The sequence below is a fragment of the Micromonospora sp. NPDC049275 genome (assembly GCF_043197115.1).
Classification (GTDB): domain Bacteria; phylum Actinomycetota; class Actinomycetes; order Mycobacteriales; family Micromonosporaceae; genus Micromonospora.
The window spans coordinates 62883-86745 of the sequence record NZ_JBICSN010000021.1 but is presented as its reverse complement, the minus strand read 5'-3'; the positions used below and the strand labels follow the sequence as shown (position 1 = coordinate 86745).

The window sequence follows — 23863 nt, the reverse complement described above, 5'->3', positions numbered from 1 at the left end:
CCCCGCCCGGGGGGGCGCCCCCCCCCCCCCCCCCCCCCCGCCCCCGCCCCCCCGCCCCCGGGGGGGGGGGCCGGGGGGGGGGCGGGCCCCCCCCCGGGGGGGGGGGGGCCGCCCCCCCCCCCCACGACCGGTCAGATCTTGGCGACCTGGTTGAAGTTGAGCTCCACCGGGGTCTCCCGGCCGAAGATCGACACCAACACCTTGAGCTTCTGCTGGTCGGCGTTGATCTCGCTGATCGTGGCCGGCAGCGACGCGAACGCGCCGTCGGTGACGGTGACCGAGTCGCCGACCTCGAAGTCGAGGACCTTGATCTCCGGCTTGGCCTTCTTCTGCTCGGTCTCGACGGCCGGCGCCAGCCACTTCAGCACCTCGTCGAGGGAGAGCGGCGCGGGCCGGTCGGCCCGGTCGGTCGCGCCCACGAAGCCGGTCACACCCGGGGTGTTGCGGACACACGAGTAGGACTCGGCGGTCAGCTCCATCCGGACGAGGATGTAGCCCGGGAAGACCTTGGCCTGGATCTGGGAACGCTTACCGTTCTTGACCTCGACCTCTTCCCGGGTCGGCACCTCGACCTGGTAGATGAAGTCCTCCATGTCGAGGCTCGTGATCCGGGTCTCGAGGTTGGTCTTCACCTTGTTCTCGTAACCGGCGTACGAGTGCACCACGTACCAGTCACCCGGTGCGTAGCGCAGCTTCTGCCGCAGCTCGGCGACCGGGTCGTACTCCTCGTCCGGCTCAGGCTCGGTGGTGGGGAACTCCGGCTCGCTGGCGGCCTCAACCGACTCGTCACCAGCCGCCGTCGCGACCGTGGACTGCTCGTCCACCGGTCCGGCGGTCTCGTCGTACTCAGGCACGCTCGCTCACTTCCGTCACTATCGGCTGGAGACAGCCGGTCAGTCCGAGTTGCCGAAGACGAACAACACGACCTTGGCGAAGCCGTAGTCCAGCACGCCCACGATCGTCAGCATCACCGCGACGAACGTGACCACCACGGCGGTGTACGTCAGCAACTCCTTGCGGGTCGGCCAGATGACCTTACGCAGTTCGGCAACGACCTCGCGGAAGAACCGGGCGATGCGGCCGAACACGCCCACCCGACCGGTTTCCGACCTCGTGGTCGGCCGGCTGTCCGCCGATTCCGCCCGGGCGCGGGACCGCGTCGCGGTGCCTCCCCGGGAGACCGGCTCGTCCGCGCTGGTGGCGTCGTCGTCGGCTACGTCGTCGACGACCTCGTCGTCCAGACGATCGTCGCCGGCGTCCTCGCCGCGCCGCTTGTTGTCGGCCACTTCGCCCTCCGTCGCGGAATCTCGGGTCGCACGCCGGGCGGCGTGCGCGGCGCTGGTCACGCCAGCCGGGCCAAACCGTCCCGCGACGGGCCGCGGCCGGTGGATCAACCGGGGGCCCGAATGCCTCGGAACCACCCCGCCGATGCCACCACCACGGGCCGGACGCCGCCTTGTCGGCGGCGCGACCCACGGGAACGGTCAGGCCTGAGGCGCAGGGGTGACAGGACTTGAACCTGCAGCCTGCGGTTTTGGAGACCGCTGCTCTGCCAATTGAGCTACACCCCTGTGCGGCAACACTCGCCCCACGCGGTCACAGACGACCGTGCAGGGGTCACTTGCCCCACGGCGGACCAGTGTACGGGTAGGCGCCCGACTTTCCCAACCGGTCTCCCCGCCACGCGTGGCGGACCTGATCCGGCGTGTCGTCGCCGACCGCCGCCGGGGCGGTTCAGCTCGCTGTGCGGATGGTTGCCCGCGCCTGCGAGACGACCTTCTCGCCCAGACAGGTCGCCGTCACATCGAGCCGGGTCAGCCCGGCCTCGGTCACCTCACGGACCTTCGCGGTGACCTCGATCTCGGTCCCCTGGTCGTCGTCGGGGACCACCACCGGTCGGGTGAAGCGGACGCCGTACTCGACCACCGCGTCGGGCGTGCCGGCCCACTCGGCGACCGCCCGACCGACCAGGGCCATCGTGAACATGCCGTGCGCGATCACCCCGGGCAGCCCCACCTTCGTGGCGACCCGGTCGCTCCAGTGGATCGGGTTGAAGTCACCCGAGGCGCCGGCGTAGCGGACCAGGTCCGCCCGGGTCACCCGGAACGTCTTGACTGGCAACTCCATCTCAGGCCTCCCCGCGAATGACGTACCGGGCCCAGACGGCGACCACCGGTTCCCCGTCGACGGTGCTCACGTCCGTGCGGGTGGTCAGGAAGCCGTGCCCGCCCCTGTTGCTGACGTCCTCGATGGTGTTCGTGCAGACCAGCTCGTCGCCCGCGACCACCGGCCGGGTGTACGCGAACCGCTGGTCGCCGTGCACCAGCCGGCTGTAGTCCACGCCCAGGACCGGGTCCTCGATGATCTGACGGCTCGCCGCCATGGTGACGATCACCGGGAAGGTCGGCGGGGCGACCACGTCCGGGTGGCCCAGCGCCTGCGCCGCCACCGGGTCGTGGTGGGCCGCGTCGGTGGCCCCGATGGCCGTGGCGAACTCACGGATCTTTTCTCGGCCCACCTGATAGGGGGCGGTCGGCGGATACGTCCGGCCGACGAAGGAAGGGTCCAGAGACATGCCGCGAACCTACACGGAAAGCACAATCGCCGATCCGGTCGGCAGGCTGCGGCGGAACCGCGACGTGCCGGTCAGATCGGCGATTGGAAAGGCTTCGTCAATGACCGGCGTGTGCCGGTCAGAGATCAGCGGGTCTCGCGGTGAACCGTGTGCCGGCCGTCGCGCGGGCAGAACTTCTTCAGCTCGATGCGGTCGGGGTCGTTCCGGCGGTTCTTGCGCGTGATGTAGTTGCGCTCCTTGCACTCCACACACGCCAAAGTGATCTTCGGCCGGACATCGGTAGCCTTCGCCACGGCGGAGTGCCTTCCTCGCTAACGGAAACAACTACGACGCGTCAGCCTAGACGCTGACAGCGCGGACATGCAAAGTGGGCGCCAGTGGCGCCCACCTCAACGACCACCGGGAACGAGCCCGGAAGACGAGAGTAGCGGTGGCCGGACTTGAACCGGCGACACAGCGATTATGAGCCGCTTGCTCTGCCATCTGAGCTACACCGCCGCGGTGGGTCCAGCTGAACCCTCGAGCCCCCTTACGGAATCGAACCGTAGACCTTCTCCTTACCATGGAGACGCTCTGCCGACTGAGCTAAGGGGGCCTGCGCGATCTCCCCGTGGGGCGCGCAGAAGTAAGAGTACACGGCCCGGGTCGGCAGGTGAAATCGGATCCCCGGTGATCGTCTACACCCAGCTCAGGGCACGACACGCAGGCGCGGAAGCTCGGCGCCGGAGATCGTTTCGGGGTCGACCTGAGCGCCGAACCAGGCCGCCAACCGCTCGTACGGCAGCGGCCTACTGAACAGGAAGCCCTGGCCGATCTCGCACCCGATGTCCTGAAGGAGCTCCAGGGTCAGCTCGCTCTCCACACCCTCGGCGACCACGGCCAGACCGAACTGCTGGGAGAGCGTCACCACCGCGTTGACGATCGCCAGGTCCCCCGGATCGGTCGCCATGCCCTGCACGAAGGACCGGTCCACCTTCACCTCGTGCACCGGCAGGCGGCGCAGATGGGCGAGCGAGGAGTCACCGGTGCCGAAGTCGTCCACCGACAGCCGGACGCCGAGATCGCGGAGCCTGCGCAGCGTCGGGATCGGTCGGTCCGTGCCGTCCAGGACCCCCGACTCGGTGATCTCCAGGGTGAGGCGCTGCGCCGGCACCCCGTACTCGGTCAACAGCTCCTGCACCCGGTCCGGGAAGTGCTGGTCGGTCAGCGAACGGGCGGCGAGGTTCACCGCGATGGGCAGCGGCTGGTCGGCCTGGGCCCAGTCTCGGCTGCGCCGCAACCCCTCGCGGAGCACCACCTCGGTCAGCCGGCTCAACTGGCCGGTGTGCGCGGCCACCGCCACGAAGTCCTCGGGAGCGACGGTGCCGTGGGTCGGATGCTCCCACCGGGCCAGACACTCGACACCGACCAGACGCCGGTCCCCCAGGGTCACCTTGGGCTGGAAGTAGACCTCCAGCTCGTCCTGGTCCAGCGCGCGGCGCAGGTCGCCGGCCAGACCCAACCGGCGCAGGGACCGGGACTCCAGAGCCGGGTTGAACAACTGCACGCTGCCCGGCACCGACTTGGCCGCCGTGGCCGCCAGGTCGACCCGTTGCAGCAGGGTCGCCGCGTCACTGCCGTGATCGGGATACACGGCCACCCCGACGGCGGTGTCCACGTCGAGGGTGAGCGCGTTGAACACCATCTCGTCGCGGATCTGCTCGCGTAACTGGGCGGCCATCTCCAACGCCGCGTCGGCGCTCTCCAACCGCAGCGTCACCAGGAACTCGTCCCCGCCGGCGCGGCCGACCAGGGCCGACGACGGCGCACTGGCCCGCAGCCGGCTCGCCACCTCGACGAGGACCTTGTCCCCGGCCGCGTGGCCGAGGGACTCGTTGACCTGCCGCAGCCCGTCGACGTCGAAGAGCAGCAGCGCCACCACCTCGTCGTCGGTACGGATCTTGACCGATTCCTCGAGCGCGCCGGTGGCCCGCCGTCGATTGGGCAGCTTGGTCAGCGCGTCGTGGTACGCGTCGTGTCGCAGCCGATCGACCAGGCGGGAATTCTCCAGGGCCACTGCCGCGTGCGCGGCCACCGTCTCGAAGACCGCGATGTCCGTGGCCGTGAAGTTGTTGCCGTCACCGAGGCGATTGGCCACCTCGAGGGTGCCGATGACGACCTGACCGGACCGCAGCGGCACCACCACCGCGTCCTTGATCCGCCGTTCCGCGAGGTCGGCGCGGAACTCCCCGTCGGTGGTCACGCCGCGGCCGACAGCAACCGTGCGCCGGTTGTCGCGGACCCGCTCCCGCATCGCGGGCGGGGTGAGCGCCAGGTCGAGCAGACCGGGGTCGTCCACCCGGGCGGTCAACAGCGTCTCCGGATGCCGCCCCTGTGCCGGGAGCCAGAGCGTCGCGTACTCCGCCTGCATCAGGGCACGGACCCGTCCGAGCAACGCGTCCGCCAGGGTGCCGCTCTGCCCACTCTCGACCACTGCCCGGGTGAGGTCGTACAGGTCGGTGAGGGTGCGGTGCTGGCGGAAGAACTGGGAGTAGGCCCGATAGACCAGGGCGAGGCCGACGCCGAGGGCGGCGAGCAGGAGCAGCGACCACCACGTGCTCCGCACCAGGATCAGCACGATCAGGCCGACCGACACGTTGATCGCCGCGGTCAGCAGCACCGGCTTGGCCGTACGCAACGCCCCGCGCCCGGTCTGCCACCCGTGCAGCAGCGTGTGCACGGCCACCACGCTGGCGTAGCTCATGAGAATCACCATGCTGACGGCAGCGAAGATGCTGCCCCAGGTGCGCGGGCCCACCCCGTCGATGGGCGGAAGCGCCTGGAGAACGAGGACGGCCAGAGAGGTCCCCGCTGCGGCCCGCGCCACGTTGAACCACACCTTGGGGGCCGACAGCCGCTGCCGAGTGTGGGTGATGAGTGAGGTCAACGTGTAGATGACCACCACCGTCAACGGCGGCAGGAAGTAGAGCGCGAGCACCAGCGGCAGCTCGGTGAGCGTGACACCCAGGGTCTGGCGCCGAACGACCAGGCTCAGCAGCGGCAACCCCGCCGCAATCATGAGGACGAGCAGGAGAGCCGCCGCCGGCCAGTCACCGAACGGCTCCGGCGCGACCAATCCGGTGACGGTCGCGCAGGAGATCGCGACCAACGTGAGAGGCGCGGTGATGATCCAGGCGTCTTCCGACGATCTGCGCCGGGGCTGACCGCGACCAATCATGGTGCTCCTTCAGATTGGCACCGCGCCGGTCACGGCACCGTCGCGAGACGTCCCGTCACCGGCGCGCAACAGCCCGTTCACCACGACAGGGTCGGAACCAGGCTCACTGCCAGATGAGATCTGCGGTCTGCACGATATCCCCCGGCTTGCCGCCGAGGTCGACACTGCCGACACCGCCGACGAAGAGTGCGGCGAGAACGAAAAATGAGCCAAGCAGTCGGCCCAACCTACGACCAGACATGATCGCTCCTGTCGGAAGATTTGCAGCGTTGATGGAGATTCCACGATCGTGCCACAGCACCGACAGCCAGAAAAGTAGCGGAGGCCCGGACTGACCCCACCGTCCGTGACTTCCCGCCGTTCGGCCCACCGCCCTCGTCACGCGGGACCAGATCACAGGCCTTCGAGCCAGCTCATCGCTTCACACAGCGTGGATTACGACCTTCGCCACAATTCGGCCCGGCCGTGGCAGAGCCGGCTGATCCTGCGTGGCGGTTACTGTCAGTGACAGGCTCAGTCGGCCAGCTCGCGCTGCGCTGCGGGTCCGACCATCGACCACCATACTCGGTCTGCGCCAGCACGCCAGCACCCTGACGGATTCCTTTCCGATACTCCGGACGGCAGACTTTCGCAGCTCGTGGCACAGCCCGGATGGCGAGAGTCCCAGATCGGACGGCTCCGCGCCACCGCCCACCCCGCGCACCAGTTCGCAACCTGGGAAGCCACCCCCTGGCAGGCGAGCTGATCGACCTTCAGTCCGGGCCGCTCGTGGGATCGCCGTCATTGCCAGTCGGACCGGCCGGACGAACGACGGCCCGCGTCTCCACCCGCCCGCGGCCCCGGCCGAGGAGCAACCGAGGCCGGGAGCGCTTCGAGGCCGGGCAGGGTCGGAGCCGTCATCGGTCCACCCCTACCGCGCGTCGAATGCGGTGGTCTCGGGTGCCGGCCCGCCGGTACTGTCCGGGCTCACCCAGGATCCGAGCGGCGAGGTCGGCATGAACAGCGATGACGGTACGACGGTGCTGTGGCGCCCAACCGGGCCGAAAGAGCTGGATCTCGTCCGCGAGTCGGGTTGGCGGGCGTGGCCGCCGCGCCTGCCTGATCAGCCGATCTTCTATCCGGTCCTGAACGAGGACTACGCGGTGATGATCGCCCGGGACTGGAACGTGCCCGCGTCCGGCGTCGGCTACGTGACCCGCTTCCGGGTCGAGTCGGAGTTTCTGAGCCGCTACCCGGTCCGCCAGGCAGGCGGTAAGACCATTCTGGAGTTGTGGGTGCCGGCCGAGGAGCTGGACGAGTTCAACGCTCACATCGTCGGACTGATCGAGGTCGTGCACGAGTTCCGGTAGCCGCCGGCCGGCGACGAGGGTGGCCGCCATCGGATGACCCCGCAGCCCAGTAGAGCCCTCAGGGGCAAGACCGATCTGCCACCATCTGCCCACAACCAGTCGTCAACGCGTGGACTCAGCCGGACTCGGCTAGATCAACGACAACGGCCCCCGATCAGCATCTCTGCTGGTCAGGGGCCGTGTCTGCACCTGGTGGCGGGTAGAGGATTCGAACCTCTGAAGCTTTCGCGACGGATTTACAGTCCGCTCCCATTGGCCGCTCGGGCAACCCGCCAGGGCACCCCACCGCGTCGTAACGCGGCGGCGGAAGCAAGGATAGCGGCTCACCCCGGGACCGGCGCAACCGGGTACGGTCAGGGGGTCGTGCCGCTGGTCGGCGGCCGACGGCACGCCCGGACCGCCCGACAGCAGGAGCAGAAGCATGCCAGCGAACCCGTCATTCGACATCGTGAGCAAGGTCGACCGCCAGGAGGTCGACAACGCCCTCCGGCAGGCCGAGAAGGAGCTCGCGACGCGGTTCGACTTCCGCGGCACGGGCGCGGAGATCTCCTGGTCGGGCGAGGAGGCGATCGGCCTCCAGGCGGAGACCGAGGAGCGGGTCCGCGCCGCGCTGGACGTCTTCAAGGAGAAGCTGGTCAAGAGGAACATCTCGCTGAAGTCGCTCGACGCCGGTGAGGCGCGCCCGTCCGGCAAGGTGTTCAAGATCGACTGCAAGGTGATCCAGGGCATCGAGACGGACAAGGCCAAGGCGATCAGCAAGAAGATCCGCGACGAGGGCCCCAAGGGCGTCCAGGCGCAGATCCAGGGTGACCAGCTGCGCGTCACCGGCAAGAAGCGCGATGACCTCCAGGCGGTCATCTCGCTGCTCAAGGGCGAGGACTTCGGCGTCGCCCTCCAGTTCACCAACTACAGGTAAGAAGGCTGCGGGCGGCCTGGTCATCGGGCCGGCCACGCCTTGTCACCTGGGCGGATGTCATCACCAATGGTCGTCGTTGGTGGCTCGCGATCGGCCTCCGACGGCCTGATGACGACCTAGACCAGGTCCTCGTCGGCACGCCCGAAGCTTGCTGGTCCCCTACTAGCGAACCCTACGACTGCGACCGGGGCGTCGCGCATAGCCGACGGGTCGGGCACTCCGCCAACGTCTGGCGTGCCCAAGGGCCAGCCTGCTCCTCCGCACGGACTGCGATCATGAGGCATGACTCTGCCCCTTCCTCACGGCTGGACCTTGGAGCGCATCCGCCATGTATCTGGGTCCGAAACTGCCGTCGTTCTACCGGCGAACCAACCAGCGGCAGTCTGGCAGCCAGGCTCGGGTTACAACCCGATCTTGCCGGACCTCGTACTAGGTTTCAGCGGTCTTTGCCTCGCTCATGTAGCCGATGACGGCTGGTATATGGGCAGCATTAACGCCGACGGTTCTCTGTCATGTTGGGCGTACTACGGCGACGACCTTTACGAGGCGCTGCGCGGCCTCTAGCCAGCACACGGCTCGCCTGCTATCCCGATGCTCCTATAGACGTCAAAAGCGACCCCTTGACCCCCAGGCAACCCACTCAGGCTGCTGACCAGGAACGGGCGGGACCTTGGCCTGCCGAGGCCATCCCCCATCGTCCGTCGTTGTCCGCCCGCGTCCGCCCTGATCGTCACTCAGTTAGTCGGTCAGGCAGAAGAACACCGTTCGCCGTGTACCGCTCACCGTCGTCGCCTTGGAGATTGGCCTGCAAGTCCTCGGCGAAAGTTCCGAACTCGCGGTAGGGGTCGCCCTCGAAATGACCCTTGATGTCGATCGCACCCTCGAACCAGGTCAGGGAAACCGGGCTTCCGTCCGCGCAGGTGTATTCGTAGATGGGCTGACGGTCCTCATCCCAACCAAGCCATCCGCCTACGCTGAGCGCGGGATTGCCGTCCGCGTAGGACTGCCATTCGGGCAGGGTGATCGGCTGCCCTTCGCTCTCGTAGTACTCCTCGGCTCGGCTGATGTGAATCTCGTATCCCACGCTTCCTCCACGTAGTCAACTCTCTTGCCGGGGAGGGACGCAGGATACCGGGCAGACGGATGCTCGCCGGAGGTCGTCAGCAATCCCCGCAAGCCGCGCCTGCCATCCTGTCTGCCGCCGACCCGCCCACCGAGGCGCGGACCGCCCCGGCCATCTCGGAGTCGTTGCGCCCCCGCCGCGTGCCGCCCGTCTCGGACCGCCTTGATGCCGACCAGCGAGGACCGCACGCGGCGCGCTGTCGACAAGGTGCTCGGGTCACCCTCGGACGGCCTGGCGACGGCCCAGCGGCAATCATGGTCGTCTTCCGGCTGGTAGTGGGCGGCATCCCTCCAGTTCACCAACTACCGGTAGTCGCCGCTCGTCAGCGGGCGACGCGGTACCAGCGTTCGGTCTCGCCGGGGGGCGGCGCCAACCGCACGCGCGCGCCGCCCGGGTCGCCGAACATGAGCACCCAGGCCCCGAGCAGCACCTGAGCACATCCACTGAGATCGACTCGGGTTTCTGGATATCGGGGCGTCCTCGTCAACGGGACACCGCGACTTGCAGGAACCCGAGTCGATCAAGGCGTGGGACCGGACCGAGTCGACCAAGGCGCGGGGCCGGACCGAGTCGATCAAGGCGCGGGCCTGACCGGACCGAGCCGGTCGGTGAGGGGTCAGACGGGGATGAGCTCTTCGGCGCGTACCGCCGAGGCTTCTGCCCGGGCGATGGGCCCGGCGGGCAGCGCGGCGACCGCGGCCCCGACGGCCACCGCGGCCCCCGCGAAGACGAAGGCCCACGGAACGCCGCCGGCGCGGTCCACGATCAGGCCGGCCACCGCGCCGCCGGCGGCGCTCGCCGCCACGGCGACCGTGACGACCCAGGTGTACGCCTCGTTCAGCATGCCCGCCGGGGCGATCCGGCCGACCAGGGTGTTTTCCAGGGTCAGCGCCGGCGCGATGGTGGCCCCGCCGACGACAAGCGCGACACCCAGCGCCAGTGGCGTGGGCATCACGGCGAACACCACGAAGGTGCCGGCCAGCGCGCCGAGCAGCAGGGCGAACTGCCTTGTCATGTTCGGCGCCGGCCGGCGGACACCGAACGAGAATCCGCCGATCGCGCTGCCGATCCCCCAGAGCGCCAGGAGCAGCCCGGCCAGGCTCTCCGGATCCCCGGTGGTGGCGTTGCCGGCGTAGGCCGGGACGATCACACCGGCGGCCCCGAACGCGATGCCCAGTCCGGCCACGCAGACCAGCAGGGCCGGAAAGCCGCCGACCCGCAGCGGGCCGAGTCCACGGGCGTGGTGTTCGCGCGGGTGCGGACGCCAGCCGCGCATCACCCGGCCGAGGGCCACGGCGGTGGTGCCCACCAGGGTGACCACTGCCGCCCCGATCAGCGCGGCGGCCGCGTCGGCGACGAGCACGAAACCGGCCACGAGCAGCGGGCCGAGCACGAACACGATCTCGAAGAGTGAGGTTTCCGCGGCCAGGGCGGTGTTGCGCAGGGCGTACCGGCCGGAGGCGGGGCTGGTCAGCTCGTTCCAGGCGCCGCGGATGGCGGCGCTGAGCGGCGGGTACGTCGCACCGGCGACACCGGCCGTCAGGTAGATGGCGGCGAGGGCGTCGTCGCCCGAGCGGCTGGCCAGCAGCAGTCCGGTGAGTGCCAGCGGGTGGGCCACGGCGGTGACAAGCAGCACCGGGCTCGGGCCGACGCGGTCGGCGATCCGCCCGGCCACCGGGCTGAGCGCGGCGCCGGCGACGGCGTAGATGCCGCCGGCGACGGCGGCCAGGGCGTACCGGCCGGTCACCTGCTCGACCACCAGCAGCAGCGCCAGCGGCGTCATGCCGATTCCGAGTCGCCCGATGATGCCGGTGACCAGCAGGATCGGCGCACCGGGGATCCGCCAGACACCCAGGTACTGACGCAGCGCGGCCACCGTGAACCTCCCCAGGATGTAACGAGTGTGAGCGGTTACGACCCTAACGCCGCCGGGTCTTCGGGCTGTACCGGATATCGGCCCCGACACAGCACTCCGCCCGCACCCGCTGCATCGCGGGTACGGGCGGAGGGCAGAAAGGTCAGCGCTGGAACTGCACCGGTCCGGAGTTGGCGGCCATCCGCTCCAGGCGGGCGACCCGGTCCTCCATCTTCGGGTGGGTGGAGAAGAGCGCGGCCACGGCGCCACCGGAGAACGGGTTGGCGATCATCAGGTGGGCGGTGCTGGTGAGCGTGCCCTGGGCGGGCAGCGGGCGTCGCCGGGCCACGGCGTCGATCTTGCGCAGGGCGCTCGCCAGGGCCAGCGGGTCGCGGCTCAGCTCGGCACCCGACTGGTCCGCCTGGAACTCGCGGCTGCGGCTGATCGCCAACTGGATCACGGTGGCCGCGATCGGGCCGAGGATCAGGGTCAGCAGCAGCACGGCCGGGTTCGGCGAGTCCTCGTCGTCCCCACCGCCCAGCGGGATGAACCAGGCGATGTTCGCCAGGAAGGTGATGATGCCGGCCAGACCGGCCGCGACGCTGGAGATCAGGATGTCCCGGTTGTAGACGTGGGACAGCTCGTGCCCGATCACACCCCGCAGCTCCCGGTAATCAAGGATCTCGGTGATGCCCTGGGTCACGCAGACCGCCGCGTGCTGCGGGTTACGCCCGGTGGCGAACGCGTTGGGCTGGGCGGTCGGGCTGACGTACAGGCGCGGCATGGGCTGCCGGGCCTCCGTCGCCAGCTCGCGCACCATCCGGTACAGCTCGGGGAACTGCGCCTCGCTGACCGGTTGCGCCCGCATCGAGCGCAGCGCGAGCTTGTCGGAGTAGAAGTAGGAAATGCCGTTCATGACAAGTGAGATGAGGACGGCGATGACCAGGCCGCCACTGCCGCCGAACCCGTAGCCCACCGCGAGGATCAGGGCGGTGAGCAGACCGAGCAGCGCGGCGGTCTTCAGACGGTTGTGGTGCACGATCTCTCCTTCGGTGCACGGATCGCCGGGATCCGCTGACCGGTTCAACAACCCGGTACCCGTCAACCATCCGTCTCAACGCTGAGAGTTGACTGAGACTCAGCGCCCGGCGAGGTCGAGCACCAACTGCGGGGCGACGCCGAGCACCACGGCGGCCACCGTGGCCACCGCCAGCACCACCGCCACCACGCCCCCCGCCGGTACGACCGGAACCACGGCACCCGGTGTCGCCGTCGGCGCCCACAGGCCTGCGGTCACCCGCAGGTAGTAGGCCAACCCGATCACCGCGTTCAGCGCCACCACGAGCGCCAGCCAGGCCGCTCCGCCGTCGAGCAGGGACCTGACCACTGTCACCTTCGCGAACAGGCCGGCCAGGCCCGGCGGCAGCCCGGCCAGACCCACGAGCGCGAGGCCGAGCGCCGCGCCCCGCCACGGGTGCCGGCGGGCCGCTCCGCGCAGGTCGTCAAGCGTGCCGCCGTCCGCGCCCGCCGGGCGCAGCGCGGTCACCCCGGCGAACGCGGCCAGCTCCAACACCACGAAGAAGACGGCGTACGCCACCGCGGCGGCGTACGCGGCGGACCGCGCCTCGCCCGTGCGGCCGGCGGCCAGCGCCAACGCGCCCAGCGGGGCAAGGATGTAGCCGGCCTGCGCCACCGAGGACCAGGCGAGCAGCCGGACGGTACGCCGCTGGCGCAGCGCCACCAGATTGCCGACTGTCATCGTGAGCACGGCCAGCAGGGCGAGCACCGGGCCGGTCTGGTCCGCCGGCAGCGCCCGCTGCACCACTGCCAGCAACGCGACGAGGCCGCCCAGCTTCGACGCCGTCGACAGGTACGCGGCCACCGGCAGCGGAGCGCCGTCGTAGGTGGCCGGCGCCCAGGCGTGGAACGGCACCGCCGCCACCTTGAACGCCAGCCCGAGCAGCAGCAGCGCCACCGCGGCGGTGGTCAACGGCAGGTCGCGCAGGTCCGGCCGCTCGGCCAGCAGCGCGCCGAGCCGGTCCAGGTGCAGCGAACCGGTCACCGCGTACAGCAGCGCCGCGCCGAGCAGGGTGATCGTGGTGGCCACCACGCTCACCACGAAGAACGTCACCGCCGCCTCGGCGCTGGCCAGGCTGCCCCGGCGCAGGCCGACGAGCACGTACAGCGGCAGGGTCAGCGTCTCCAACGCCACGATCAGGGTGATCAGGTCGCCGGCCGCACCGAGCACCACACCGCCGGTCATCGAGCAGGCGAGCAGGAAGGCGTACTCCCCCACCGGCGACCGCCCGGCCCGCAGCGCCGGTACCGACAGCCCGAGGACGCCCAGGGTGAGCAGCGCCACCACCGCGGCGACCACTGCCGCCCGCCCGCCGAAGACCCAGGAGCAGTCGGGACCGACGCAGAAGGTGCGCCGCTCGTCGCCCGCACCCACAAGGGCGGCGCCGACGGCGGTCCCGAGCGCGCCGAGGGCGGCCATCGCGACGGTGGCCCGAGGCCGCGCCAACACAAGATCGACAACCAGCACGAGTACGGCGGTGCCGGCCGCCAGGTACGCCGGCAGCAACGCCACGCTGTCCACGCTCTGCACGGCGCTCATGCGGACCCGCCCTCGTTCGCGTCCACCCACCGCGTCGCGCTCATCGGGAGACCACCTCGATGAGGGCGTCGACGGGCGCCTCGGCGACGCCGAGGACCAGCGCCGGGACCAGTCCGATCGCCAGCGCGAGCAGCACCAGCGGCACCCACGCGGTCAGCTCCGCGCCGGCCAGGCCGGAACCGACCCGGCCCACCGTGGGGCTCGGCCGCCCGTGGGTGACCTGACGCAACAACCGCAGGAAGTACGCGGCCGTGAGCGCGCCACCGATCGCCGCCAGCACCGCGAGAGTGGTCCACAGCGCGCCGCCCACCTGGATCGCCGCGACCACCGCGAACGCCTCCCCCCAGAAGCCGGCCAGCCCGGGCAGGCCGAGCGACGCGATCGCCGCGAACGCCAGCAGACCCGCCAGTCGGGGCGCGGTCTCCCGCAGCCCGGACAGCTCGGCGAGCGTTCCCGTGCCGGTGCGGTCCTTCACGGCCCCGGCGAGGAAGAACAGCAGACCGGTGATCACGCCGTGCGCGACGTTGCCGATCAGGGCCGCCTGGACGCCGGTGGCGGTGAGCGTGGCGACGCCCAGCAGCACGAATCCCATGTGGCCCACGCTGGAGTACGCGATGAGGCGCTTCACCTCGGCCTGGGCCAGGCAGACCAGCGAGCCGACCAGGATCGCGGCGACCGCCAGCACGCCGAGCACCGGCGCGGCCCAGCGGGCGCCCTCCGGAGCCACCCCCACCGCCACCCGGATCAGGCCGTACGTGCCCATCTTGAGCAGCACGCCCGCCAACACGACGCTGCCCACGGTCGGGGCCTGCGTGTGCGCGTCGGGCAGCCAGGAGTGCAGCGGCCAGAGTGGGCTCTTCACCGCGAACGCGAGCGCCAGCAGCGTGAACGCCGCCAACTGGGTGCCCCGGGACAGTCCGCCCCCACCGGTCAGCGCGACCACGTCGGCGGTGCCCGCGGCAGCGACCACGACGTACACACCGACCAGCAGCAGCACCGACCCGAACAGGGTGTAGAGCGCGAACTTGCGAGCCGCCCGCCGCCGGTCCGCGCCACCCCAGCCGGCGATGATCGCGTACATCGGGAGGAGGACGACCTCGAAGAAGAGGAAGAACAGCACCAGGTCCAGGGCGAGGAACGTACCGAGGATGCCCACCTCGACCACCAACAGCAGGGCCACCAGCGCCCGACCGCTGCCGCCGCCCGGCACGCGCCACACGGTGTACGCGCAGCAGAGCACTGTGAGCAGCGCGGTCAGCACCACAAGCGGCCAGGAGATGCCGTCGACGCCGAGGTGGAAGCGCAGGGCCAGACCGGGCACCCAGGGCAGGTCCACCTGGTGCCAGGGGCGCACCGCGGGCGTACCGGCCGACCAGGCGAACCACCCTCGCCCACCGAACACCAGCGGTACGGCGGCCAGCAGGGTCAGCGCCGCCGCGACAGTCCCGACGATCCGCGCCGCCCGGTCCCGGGGAGTCGCCGCCACCGCGACCGCACCCAGCGCCGGCACCACCAACACGGCGACAAGCAGAACCTGCCCAAGCGTCATCGGTTCGCCTCTGTTCGCGACTGCGGGGCTCGCAAACCCGGCTCACTCCTCGCGCTCACTCGATTACTCCCAGCAGTGCGGCGGCCAGGCCGATCAGCAGGGCGCCGGCCAGCACACCGGCGGCGGCCCGGGGCAGCGCCGCCCGGTGCAGCGCGGCCAGCCCGGCGCCCAGGCCGGAGGCAGCCCGGCCGCTGCCCTCGACCACTCCGTCGACCACCACCTCGTCGCCGCTGCGGGCGAGACGGGCCAGCGCCCGGACGGGGCGTACGACAAGGGTGTGCTGCACGTCGTCGAGCCGGAACGCGCGGGCGAAGACCGGCCGCAGCGGACCCAGCGCGGTCGCCGGGTCGGCGGCCCTGTCCCGCTGCCAGCCCGCCCAGACCAGACCCGCGCCGATCGCCAGCAGCGCCAACGGCAGCAGCAGCGCCGGCCCGACGTGAACCAGGCCGTCCTCCGCACCGGCGACCGGCACGGTGGCGAACCGCAGCCGGTCGGCGAACGCGCCCACGAACCCGGCCAGGCCGAGCAGCGCCGCCGGCACGGCCAACAGCACCACCGGCCACCGCAACACCGCCGGAGGGTCGTGCGGCGCGACAAGTGGCAGCCGGGGCTCGCCGAAGAAGACCCGCAGCAACAGCCGGCCCGCGTACCAGGCGGTGATCGCCACACCGGCCAACCCGGCCAGCCAGACCAGCCAACCCACCCACGACGGCGCCGGCCCGGTGCCCTCCAGCGCGGCCGACTCGGCGACAGTCAACACGCCGTCCTTGCTCCAGAAGCCGGCCAGTGGCGGCACACCGGCGAGGGCCCCGAGGCCGATCACTGTGCACCAGAACGTCACGGGCATGCTGCGGCGCAGACCACCCATCTCCGACATCAGCGTGGTGCCCACGGAGTGGATCACCGCGCCGGCGGCGAGGAACAGCAGCGCCTTGAACGCGGCGTGGGTGAGCAGGTGGAACAGCGCCGCCGACGGTGAGCCGACGGCCAACGCGCCGGTCATGTAGCCGAGCTGGGACACGGTCGACCAGGCCAGCACCCGCTTGATGTCGTCCTGGGCGGTGGCGGCGAGCGCCCCGAGCAGCAGGGTGATCGCGCCGAGCACCCCGAGCACTGTCAACGTCACCGCAGCGGCAGTGAACAGCGGGTAGAGGCGGGTCACCGCGTACACGCCGGCGGCCACCATCGTCGCGGCGTGGATCAGCGCGGAGATCGGCGTCGGGCCGGCCATCGCGTCCGGAAGCCAGGTGTGCAGCGGGAACTGCGCGCTCTTGCCGGCGACCCCGGCCAGCAGCAGCAGGCCGGCGGCGGTGAGGGTCGCACCGCTGTGGTCGTGCGCGAGCACGTCGGCGATCCGGAAGCTGCCCGTCGACACGCCGAGCAGCGCGATGCCGAGCAGGAAGCCGACGTCACCCACCCGGGTCACCAGGAACGCCTTCATCGCGGCGGCCGGTGCGCCCGCGAGCCGGCGGTCGTGGGCGATGAGCAGGTACGAGCAGAGGCCCATCACCTCCCAGCCCACCAGCAGCATGATCAGGTCGCCGGAGACCACCACCAGCAGCATCGCACCGGTGAAGAGGCTGATCTGGGCGGCGTACGGCGGGTAGCGGTGGTCGACGTCGACGTCGTCGTGGGGGCCGCGCCGCAGGTAGCCGATCGAGTAGACCTGCACGGCCAGGGCTACCGCGGCGACCGCGACGGCGACCAGCGCGGCGGCGCCGTCCAGGCGGACGCCGAGGGTCACCCTCAGCCCACCGATGTCGACCCAGGTCGTCGACGTCTCGGTCGGACCGTCGACAGCCACCAGCAGGGCGACGGCCAACGCCAGCGCGCCGGCAGCGCCGGCCACGCCGATCGTCACGGCGGCCGTCCGGGCCCGGTCACCGCCGGCAGCGCCGCCCGGGCGACGCGGGGCCGGCGGCAGCAGCAGACCGAGCAGACCAGCGAGCAGCGGTACGGCCGGCAGCGCCGCTCCGAGAAGCCCGGTCACCGGCCCGCCTCCGCGTCCAGGCCGACGGGCTGCGCCGACACCACTGGCTCGGTCAACGCCACGTCGTCCACCGCCACGGTGGACCGCAGACGATAGAGCTGCAGGACGATCGCCAGCCCCACCCCGATCTCCGCGGCGGCCAGCACGATGACGAACAGCGCGAACACCTGACCCGAGTGCGGCAGCACCGCGTGGGCCGTGGTGTCCGCGGTGACCAGGATGAGATTGACCGCGTTGAGCATCAGCTCGACCGCCATCAGCACCAGCACGGCGTTGCGTCGACGCAGCACGCCGTACACGCCGAGGCCGAACAGCAGCGCCGCGGTGACGTACGGGATGACGGGCCTCACCGGCGTACCCCGGAATCCGCGCCGGCCGCCCGCGGCGCCGCCGGCGTGCCTCCGCTCCGCGGGGCGGGTCGGCCGATGTCCGGCCGGGACAGCACCACAGCGCCCACCAGCGCGGACAGCAGCAGGACGGACAGCACCTCGAACGGCAGCACCCAGGACCGGAAGATCTGCTCGCCCAGCCGCTCGGCCGTGCCCGCGCCGGGCAGCGTGACGGTGCTCCAGCGGTACGCGTCGACGAGCAGGACGCTCAGCCCCAGGCCCGCGCCGCCACCGATCAGCGCGGCGGGCCAGCCCGGCCGGTCCAGGTCGTCGGACGCCCCGATCGGAGCCCGCGTCAACATGACCGCGAACAACAGCAGCACCACCACCGCGCCCACGTAGATCAGCACCTGCACCCAGGCGACCAGCTCGGCGCCGAGCACCAGATAGTCGCCGGCCAGCGCGCCCAGGCAGACCACCAGGTAGAGCCCGGCCCGCACCAGGTGCTTCGTGGTCACCACCAGCACGCCGGCGCCCACCGCGACCGCGCCCAGGGCGAGCAGCAGCAGATCCGCGCCGGTCACGAGGCCGGGCCCGGGTCGGCTTCGGGGCGCAGCGCCGGTGGGACGGAACGTGCAGCCTTCTTGGCCGCCGCGGTCTCCTCCTTGGCCGGCTCGCCGTTCGGGTCGTGCGCCGGCGGCGGCGGAACCGTGGCCATCCACTGGCCGAGGTGCTCCTTGTCGTGCAGCAGGTCCTTGATGTCGTACTCGGCGTACTCGAATTCCGGAGACCAGTAGAGCGCGTCGAACGGGCAGACCTCGATGCAGATGCCGCAGTACATGCACAGGGAGAAATCGATGTCGAACTTGTCCAGCACGTTGCGCTGGCGGGGGCGGGCGGCGCCGGGCACCGCCACCTCCTCCTTGTGCGAGTCGATGTAGATGCACCAGTCCGGGCACTCACGGGCGCAGAGCATGCAGACCGTGCAGTTCTCCTCGGACAGCGCGATCACGCCGCGCGAGCGTGGCGGCAGCTCGGGGGCGACGTCCGGGTACTGCTGGGTGGTCGAGCGGCTGGTCATCGTCTTGAGGGTGACCGCCAGCCCCTTCACCAGGCCCGCGCCGGGCAGGCCGCGCTCGCTGGCGCCGCCGGCCGGGCCGCCGTGCTCGCTGGGGTCGGTCATGTGGACCATCCTGCCCTGTGGCCCCGGCGCGCGCGACCACCACCCACAGGTCCAGAGCGGTACCGTGGTCGCGGGGAGAACGAACGCACCTGGAAGGACCTGCCATGACCGCCGCGCTGCAGAGCGACTACCCGCCCGAGAGCGAGTGGACGACTGACGACCTGGATGCGCTGCCCGAGGATGGTCGCCGCCGGGAACTGCTCGATGGAGTGCTGCTGATGTCCCCCTCCCCCACCCGTATCCACCAGACCATCGCCGGCCGGCTGATGGTCGCGCTGGACGAAGACTGCCCCGACGGCTACGACGTGACCCAGGCGGTCGAGGTGCGGATCAACCGCACCCGGTCCTTCATCCCCGACGTGCTGATCACCACGGCCACCGCAGCGGCTCGGGAGCCGTCGAAGTACGAGCCACACGAGGTGGTGCTCGCCGTCGAGATCGTCTCGCCGAGCACCCGCTCGATCGACCGGGTGTTGAAGCCGGCGCTGTACGCCCAGGCCGGCATCCCGTTCTACTGGCGGATCGAGACGGAGGGTGGCGCGTTGGAAGTCGTCACCTACCGGATCGACGCGGTGAACGAGGTCTACACCGAGACGGGGCGGTGGACGAAGTTCGTCGACACCGGCGAGCCGTTCCCGATCAACCTGCCGATCAGGCGAATCACGCCCCGGGTCCGCTGACGACTGTCGGTGGGAGCATCTCGACGCCGAGCTGCTGCAGGAGCTGGAACAGCTCGTTGCAGCTCCACACCTCGACGATCCGGCCCGCCGCGTCGAAGCGCAGGAACGTCGCACCGGAGTAGCTGACCACCTGCCCGGTCGGGGGGACCGGCCCGAACTGCCCGGCGTGGGTGCCGGCCGCCCGCCAGTGCACGGCCACCCGCTCACCGGCGGCCACCACGTCGACGATCTTGTAGCGCAGGTCCGGGAAGGCCGCCCGCCGCTCACGGTGCCAGGCCAGCGTCGCCTCCGGGCCGGTCCCACCCAGTCCGGGGCACTCCTCGGCGATCAACTCGTGGGCCGACTCCTCCCGGCGGGCGTTCCACACGTCGGCGATGAAGCGCCGGGCCGCCGCCTCGACATCGGTCATGCCGGCAGGGTATCCGGCGTCGCTGAGCGGTAGATCCGCAAGGATGGGGTAGAGACACTGAACCGGACCGGGAGGGTGACGTGGGCGAGGAAACAGGCGGCAAGTACGTCGAGCCGGGTGGCGAGTTCACCCGCGACCAGCGGTACATCGCCACCCGGATCACGGCGGACGGGCGGGACGGCTACCCGGTGGAGCCGGGTCGGTACCGGCTGGCGGTCAGCCGGGCCTGCCCGTGGGCCAACCGCCTGATCATCGTGCGGCGGCTGCTCGGCCTGGAGGACGCCATCTCGATGGCTGTCGCCGGCCCGACCCACGACGCGCGGAGCTGGACCTTCGACCTCGACCCGGATGGCCGGGACCCGGTGCTCGGCATCGAGCGCATCCAGGAGGCGTACTTCAAGCGCTTCCCCGGCTACGAGCGCGGCATCACCGTGCCGGCGATCGTCGACGTGCCCACCGGGCAGGTGGTGACGAACGACTACGCGCAGATGAGCCTGGACCTGTCCACCCAGTGGACCGCGTACCACCGCGAGGGCGCCCCGCAGCTCTACCCCGAGCACCTGCGGCAGCAGATCGACGAGGTCAACGACGTGGTGTTCCGCGACGTCAACAACGGCGTCTACCGGTGCGGGTTCGCGGGCAGCCAGGAGGCGTACGACAAGGCGTACCACCGCCTGTTCGACAGGCTGGACTGGTTGACCGAGCGGCTGACCGACCAGCGGTACCTGGTCGGCGACACGATCACCGAGGCCGACGTGCGGCTGTTCACCACGCTGGTCCGCTTCGACCCGGTCTACCACGGCCACTTCAAGTGCAACAGGCAGAAGCTGAGCGAGATGCCGGTGCTGTGGGCGTACGCCCGGGACCTGTTCCAGACCCCCGGGTTCGGCGACACCATCGACTTCGACCACATCAAGCGGCACTACTACGAGGTGCACCGCGACATCAACCCGACCGGGATCGTGCCGCTCGGCCCCGACCTGTCCAACTGGGTCACCCCGCACGGTCGGGAGGCCCTGGGTGGTCGCCCGTTCGGCGACGGCACCCCACCCCCACCGCCGGTCGAGCCGGTCGACCCGGCCCACACCCCGCTGCGCTGACCGGGGCGCCTAGAGGGCTACTCGGACGGCTGCCGTGAGGACCAGTTGTGCCAGGGACGCGGGCACCAGGACCAGCCAGCAGAGGCGTTGGAGCTGGTCCTCGCGCAGCCGGGGGTAGGACACCCGCAGCCAGATGATCACGAAGGCCACCGCGAAGATCTTGAGCAGCGTCCAGAGCCAGCCGAGCTGGTCGTCGGCGAACGGGCCCTGCCAGCCGCCGAGGAACAGCACAGTGGTCAGCGCGGCGATCACCACGATGCCGACGTACTCGGCGAGCAGGAAGAACGCGAACCGCAGCCCCGTGTACTCGGTCATGTAGCCGAAGACCAGCTCCGAGTCGGCCACCGGCATGTCGAACGGCGGCCGGCGGATCTCGGCCAGTCCGGCGACGAAGAAGATGATCATCGCGGGGGCCTGCCAGAGCAGCCACCACGGCTGCCACGCCTGCACGATGCCGGACAGGCTGAGCGTGCCCGCCGCCATCGCCACCGAGGCGGCGGCCAGCACCAACGGCAGCTCGTAGCCGAGTAGCTGGGCGGCCCCGCGCAGCCCGCCGAGCAGGCTGTACTTGTTGGCCGACGCCCACGCCGACATGAGCACCGCCACCACCCCGATGCCGACCACGGCCAGCACGAAGAACAGGCCGATGTCCAACGGTTGCCCGACCAGGTCGTTCGGGCCGAGCGGGATGACCAGCAGCACCAGCAGATAGGGCACCAGCGCCACCGCGGGCGCCAGCCGGAACACCGCCCGGTCCGCCTCGCGCGGGGTGATGTCCTCCTTCTGCACGAACTTGACGCCGTCCGCCACGAGCTGCGCCCAACCGTGGAAGCCACCCGCGTACATCGGGCCGAGGCGACCCTGCATGTGCGCCATCACCTTGTGCTCGGCCTGGCCGACGAGCAGCGGCAGGGTGAGGAACGCGACGACCACGCCGCCCACCCGGAGCACCAGCTCCACCCAGAGCGGCATCAGGCCGTACCCCCGTCGTGGTCGGGCCGGTCGTCGCCTGCCGGCGGGTCCGCGACGGGCTCGCCACGGGATGCGGCCGGGCCCGCGCCGGGCGCCTGGTCGTCGGCCGGCGGCGGGCCGTCGGCCGTGCCGGCGGCCCGGGGAGTACGCGCCGGACGGGCCCCCGGGGCCGGCCGCGCCTGTCGCTCGACGGCCGGTCGGGCCGGGGTGCCGCCGCGTGGCCCCTCCCCCACGCCGCCCGCGCCGGCCGGGGTCGGCGTCGTTCCCCACTCGCCCGGAGCGGGCACGCCCGGCGGGCGGATCGGTCGACGGCCACCGCCGGCCTCCGACTCGCCCGGCTCCTTCGCGCCCGGCCAGGGCTTCGCCACCCTCGATGCGAGCACGAACTCCTTGCGCAGCGGGTGGCCCTCGAACTCCGGGGGCAGCAGCAGCGGTCGCAGCTCCCCGTGGCCGTCGAAGTCGATGCCGAACATCTCGTGCGTCTCCCGCTCGTGCCAGGCGGCACCCGGGTAGATGTCGACCACCGAGGCCACCGAGGGCGCGTCGCGGGGTACCCGGGTGCGCAGCAGCACGCCGTGGCGCAGTCGCGTCGACCAGAGGTGCGCCACCACGTCGAAGCCCTCGGCCAGCTCGTCGACAGCCGAGAGCCAGTCGAAGAAGTCGCAGGCCAGCTCGCTGTCGTCGCGGGCGGCGCGGACGGCGGCCGACCAGCTCGTCGGGGGTACGTCGACGGTGCCCCGGGCGAACCGCTGCCCGCCGGAGACCGACGGGGTCGCCTCGACCGGCGCGAGCAGCGCGACCAGCCGAGCGCCGACCTCTTCTCCAGTCATGCCGCTGATCCTAGGGCGTCCGCCCCGCGCCGACCCGGCCCGCGGTCCACGACCGACCCCCGGTGATCTGCCCGCTTTACCGGGCGGCCGGCCCGCGGAGGGGGAAGGATGAGGGCGTGCGCGCTGTCACTGTGAAACCCGGGGTCGCCAACTCGCTGAGCCTCGCCGAGGATCAGCCGGAGCCGGCGCCCCAGGAGGGCGCGGTCCTGGTCGAGGCACTGGCCGTGGGGATCTGCGGCACCGATCACGAGATCATCTCCGGTGCGTACGGCGAGGCGCCACCCGGTGCGGACCGCCTGGTCATCGGCCACGAGTCGCTGGGCCGGGTGCTGGAGGACCCCACCGGCACCGTGCAACCGGGCGACCTGGTGGCCGGCATCGTCAGGCATCCCGACCCGGTGCCCTGTCCCAACTGCGCGGTCGGCGAGTGGGACATGTGCCGCAACGGTCTGTACACCGAGCACGGGATCAAGGCGCTGCCCGGGTTCGCGCGGGACCGCTGGCGGATCGAGCCCCAGTTCGCGGTCAAGCTCGACCCGGCGCTGGCCCAGGTCGGCGTGCTTCTGGAGCCGACGAGCGTGGTGGCCAAGGCGTGGGACCACATCGAGCGGATCGGCCACCGGGCCGAGTGGCAGCCGCAGACGGTCCTGGTGACTGGCGCGGGGCCGATCGGGCTGCTGGCCGCTCTGCTCGCCACCCAGCGCGGGCTCACCGTCCACGTGCTGGACCGGGCCACCGACGGGCCCAAGCCGGAGTTGGTCGCCGGGCTGGGCGCCACCTACCACACGGTGCCGGTCAACGACCTGCCCTTCGAGCCGGACGTGGTGATCGAGTGCACCGGCGCGCCCACTGTCGTCCTCGACGTCATGTGCAAGGCCGCGCCGAACGGCATCGTCTGCCTGGCCGGGGTGTCCAGCGGCGGCCGGAGCATCGACTTCGACGCCGGGGCGCTCAACCGGGCGCTGGTGCTGGAGAACAACGTGGTCTTCGGCTCGGTGAACGCCAACCGGCGGCACTGGACCATGGCCGCGCAGGCGCTCACCCGCGCCGACCAGGTCTGGTTGGAGTCGCTGATCACCCGTCGTGTGCCGGTGAACAGGTACGCCGACGCGTACACCGCCGGCCCGGACGACATCAAGGTGGTGCTGGAGTTCGCCTCCTGACCGGCG

23 protein-coding genes, 4 tRNA genes and 1 pseudogene are annotated in these 23863 nt (G+C 71.2%); 5 read left to right on the top strand and 23 right to left on the bottom strand.

What is annotated here, in order from left to right; all coding sequences use genetic code 11:
* Positions 1-131: 131 nt before the first annotated feature.
* The 10 genes from nusG to ACGFIE_RS32390 form a co-directional block, all read right to left on the bottom strand.
* Positions 132-854 carry a transcription termination/antitermination protein NusG gene (gene nusG, locus ACGFIE_RS32435; protein WP_139582412.1) on the bottom strand — a complete coding sequence of 241 codons (723 nt, stop codon included), beginning with the start codon at positions 852-854 and terminating at the stop codon, positions 132-134.
* Between the two features lie 39 nt (positions 855-893).
* Complete coding sequence (gene secE, locus ACGFIE_RS32430) at positions 894-1286, bottom strand: preprotein translocase subunit SecE (RefSeq protein WP_007465334.1); 393 nt, start codon at positions 1284-1286, stop codon at positions 894-896.
* 212 nt (positions 1287-1498) lie between these two features.
* A tRNA-Trp gene (locus ACGFIE_RS32425) sits at positions 1499-1571 on the bottom strand.
* Positions 1572-1734: 163 nt separating this feature from the next.
* Entirely contained in the window at positions 1735-2127 is a 393-nt protein-coding gene (locus ACGFIE_RS32420) for a MaoC family dehydratase (RefSeq protein WP_393302070.1), read from the bottom strand.
* Between the two features lies 1 nt (position 2128).
* Entirely contained in the window at positions 2129-2575 is a 447-nt protein-coding gene (locus tag ACGFIE_RS32415; protein ID WP_393302068.1) for a MaoC family dehydratase N-terminal domain-containing protein, read from the bottom strand.
* A gap of 125 nt (positions 2576-2700) precedes the next feature.
* On the bottom strand, positions 2701-2868 hold the full coding sequence (rpmG, locus tag ACGFIE_RS32410) for a 50S ribosomal protein L33 (protein WP_007073056.1): 168 nt from the start codon (positions 2866-2868) through the stop codon (positions 2701-2703).
* A gap of 132 nt (positions 2869-3000) precedes the next feature.
* Positions 3001-3073: transfer RNA gene (locus ACGFIE_RS32405), tRNA-Met, on the bottom strand.
* 24 nt (positions 3074-3097) lie between these two features.
* Positions 3098-3170, bottom strand: a tRNA-Thr gene (locus tag ACGFIE_RS32400).
* A 93-nt stretch (positions 3171-3263) separates the two neighbouring features.
* The gene (locus ACGFIE_RS32395; protein ID WP_393302065.1) at positions 3264-5792 is read right to left on the bottom strand and encodes a putative bifunctional diguanylate cyclase/phosphodiesterase; all 2529 of its coding nucleotides are present in this window, start codon (positions 5790-5792) and stop codon (positions 3264-3266) included.
* Between the two features lie 103 nt (positions 5793-5895).
* Positions 5896-6033 (bottom strand): hypothetical protein, encoded by a 138-nt coding sequence (locus ACGFIE_RS32390; protein ID WP_393302062.1) that lies wholly within the window; start codon positions 6031-6033, stop codon positions 5896-5898.
* 754 nt (positions 6034-6787) lie between these two features.
* Here ACGFIE_RS32390 and ACGFIE_RS32385 point away from each other — a divergent pair.
* Positions 6788-7141, top strand: coding sequence for a hypothetical protein (locus ACGFIE_RS32385; RefSeq protein WP_238679519.1), 354 nt, complete (start codon positions 6788-6790; stop codon positions 7139-7141).
* A 190-nt stretch (positions 7142-7331) separates the two neighbouring features.
* Here ACGFIE_RS32385 and ACGFIE_RS32380 read toward each other — a convergent pair.
* Positions 7332-7415, bottom strand: a tRNA-Tyr gene (locus ACGFIE_RS32380).
* 147 nt (positions 7416-7562) lie between these two features.
* On the opposite strand from ACGFIE_RS32380, the gene ACGFIE_RS32375 reads away from it, so the two are divergent.
* Positions 7563-8057 (top strand): YajQ family cyclic di-GMP-binding protein, encoded by a 495-nt coding sequence (locus ACGFIE_RS32375; protein WP_355053333.1) that lies wholly within the window; start codon positions 7563-7565, stop codon positions 8055-8057.
* Between the two features lie 730 nt (positions 8058-8787).
* Here the strand turns inward: ACGFIE_RS32375 and ACGFIE_RS32370 are convergent.
* The 9 genes from ACGFIE_RS32370 to ACGFIE_RS32330 all read right to left on the bottom strand — a co-directional run bounded on the left by ACGFIE_RS32370 (position 8788) and on the right by ACGFIE_RS32330 (position 18712).
* Positions 8788-9141 carry a hypothetical protein gene (locus tag ACGFIE_RS32370; protein WP_393302059.1) on the bottom strand — a complete coding sequence of 118 codons (354 nt, stop codon included), beginning with the start codon at positions 9139-9141 and terminating at the stop codon, positions 8788-8790.
* 655 nt (positions 9142-9796) lie between these two features.
* Complete coding sequence (locus ACGFIE_RS32365; RefSeq protein WP_393302056.1) at positions 9797-11056, bottom strand: MFS transporter; 1260 nt, start codon at positions 11054-11056, stop codon at positions 9797-9799.
* 142 nt (positions 11057-11198) lie between these two features.
* Entirely contained in the window at positions 11199-12074 is an 876-nt protein-coding gene (htpX, locus tag ACGFIE_RS32360) for a zinc metalloprotease HtpX (RefSeq protein ID WP_393302053.1), read from the bottom strand.
* 99 nt (positions 12075-12173) lie between these two features.
* Positions 12174-13652, bottom strand: coding sequence for an NADH-quinone oxidoreductase subunit N (locus ACGFIE_RS32355; RefSeq protein ID WP_393302050.1), 1479 nt, complete (start codon positions 13650-13652; stop codon positions 12174-12176).
* A gap of 40 nt (positions 13653-13692) precedes the next feature.
* Complete coding sequence (locus tag ACGFIE_RS32350) at positions 13693-15201, bottom strand: NuoM family protein (RefSeq protein ID WP_393302048.1); 1509 nt, start codon at positions 15199-15201, stop codon at positions 13693-13695.
* A 55-nt stretch (positions 15202-15256) separates the two neighbouring features.
* Complete coding sequence (locus ACGFIE_RS32345; protein WP_393302046.1) at positions 15257-17191, bottom strand: NADH-quinone oxidoreductase subunit L; 1935 nt, start codon at positions 17189-17191, stop codon at positions 15257-15259.
* Positions 17188-17541 (bottom strand): NADH-quinone oxidoreductase subunit NuoK, encoded by a 354-nt coding sequence (gene nuoK, locus ACGFIE_RS32340; RefSeq protein ID WP_393302043.1) that lies wholly within the window; start codon positions 17539-17541, stop codon positions 17188-17190. The genes ACGFIE_RS32345 and nuoK overlap by 4 nt, the downstream gene beginning before the upstream one ends.
* Positions 17538-18104 carry an NADH-quinone oxidoreductase subunit J gene (locus ACGFIE_RS32335; RefSeq protein WP_393302040.1) on the bottom strand — a complete coding sequence of 189 codons (567 nt, stop codon included), beginning with the start codon at positions 18102-18104 and terminating at the stop codon, positions 17538-17540. The genes nuoK and ACGFIE_RS32335 overlap by 4 nt, the downstream gene beginning before the upstream one ends.
* A complete protein-coding gene (locus tag ACGFIE_RS32330; RefSeq protein WP_393302037.1) occupies positions 18101-18712 on the bottom strand; it encodes a NuoI/complex I 23 kDa subunit family protein in 612 nt (203 codons plus the stop codon). Before ACGFIE_RS32330 ends, ACGFIE_RS32335 begins: the two co-directional genes overlap by 4 nt.
* 95 nt (positions 18713-18807) lie before the next feature.
* Between ACGFIE_RS32330 and ACGFIE_RS32325 the strand changes: the two genes are divergently transcribed.
* Positions 18808-19383, top strand: coding sequence for a Uma2 family endonuclease (locus ACGFIE_RS32325; protein ID WP_363684313.1), 576 nt, complete (start codon positions 18808-18810; stop codon positions 19381-19383).
* Here ACGFIE_RS32325 and ACGFIE_RS32320 read toward each other — a convergent pair.
* Positions 19364-19792, bottom strand: a complete 429-nt coding sequence (locus ACGFIE_RS32320; protein ID WP_363684315.1) for an ester cyclase — start codon at positions 19790-19792, stop codon at positions 19364-19366. The genes ACGFIE_RS32325 and ACGFIE_RS32320 overlap by 20 nt on opposite strands.
* A gap of 80 nt (positions 19793-19872) precedes the next feature.
* Between ACGFIE_RS32320 and ACGFIE_RS32315 the strand changes: the two genes are divergently transcribed.
* The gene (locus ACGFIE_RS32315; protein WP_393302034.1) at positions 19873-20892 is read left to right on the top strand and encodes a glutathione S-transferase family protein; all 1020 of its coding nucleotides are present in this window, start codon (positions 19873-19875) and stop codon (positions 20890-20892) included.
* Positions 20893-20901: 9 nt separating this feature from the next.
* On the opposite strand, the gene ACGFIE_RS32310 is transcribed toward ACGFIE_RS32315, so the two are convergent.
* Positions 20902-21864: a complex I subunit 1 family protein gene (locus tag ACGFIE_RS32310; RefSeq protein WP_266246403.1), complete on the bottom strand. Its 963-nt coding sequence runs from the start codon at positions 21862-21864 to the stop codon at positions 20902-20904.
* A 233-nt stretch (positions 21865-22097) separates the two neighbouring features.
* A pseudogene (locus ACGFIE_RS32305) lies at positions 22098-22694 on the bottom strand (NADH-quinone oxidoreductase subunit C); the annotation flags it as partial.
* 116 nt (positions 22695-22810) lie between these two features.
* Here ACGFIE_RS32305 and ACGFIE_RS32300 point away from each other — a divergent pair.
* Positions 22811-23857, top strand: coding sequence for a glucose 1-dehydrogenase (locus ACGFIE_RS32300; protein WP_393302031.1), 1047 nt, complete (start codon positions 22811-22813; stop codon positions 23855-23857).
* Positions 23858-23863 lie beyond the last annotated feature (6 nt).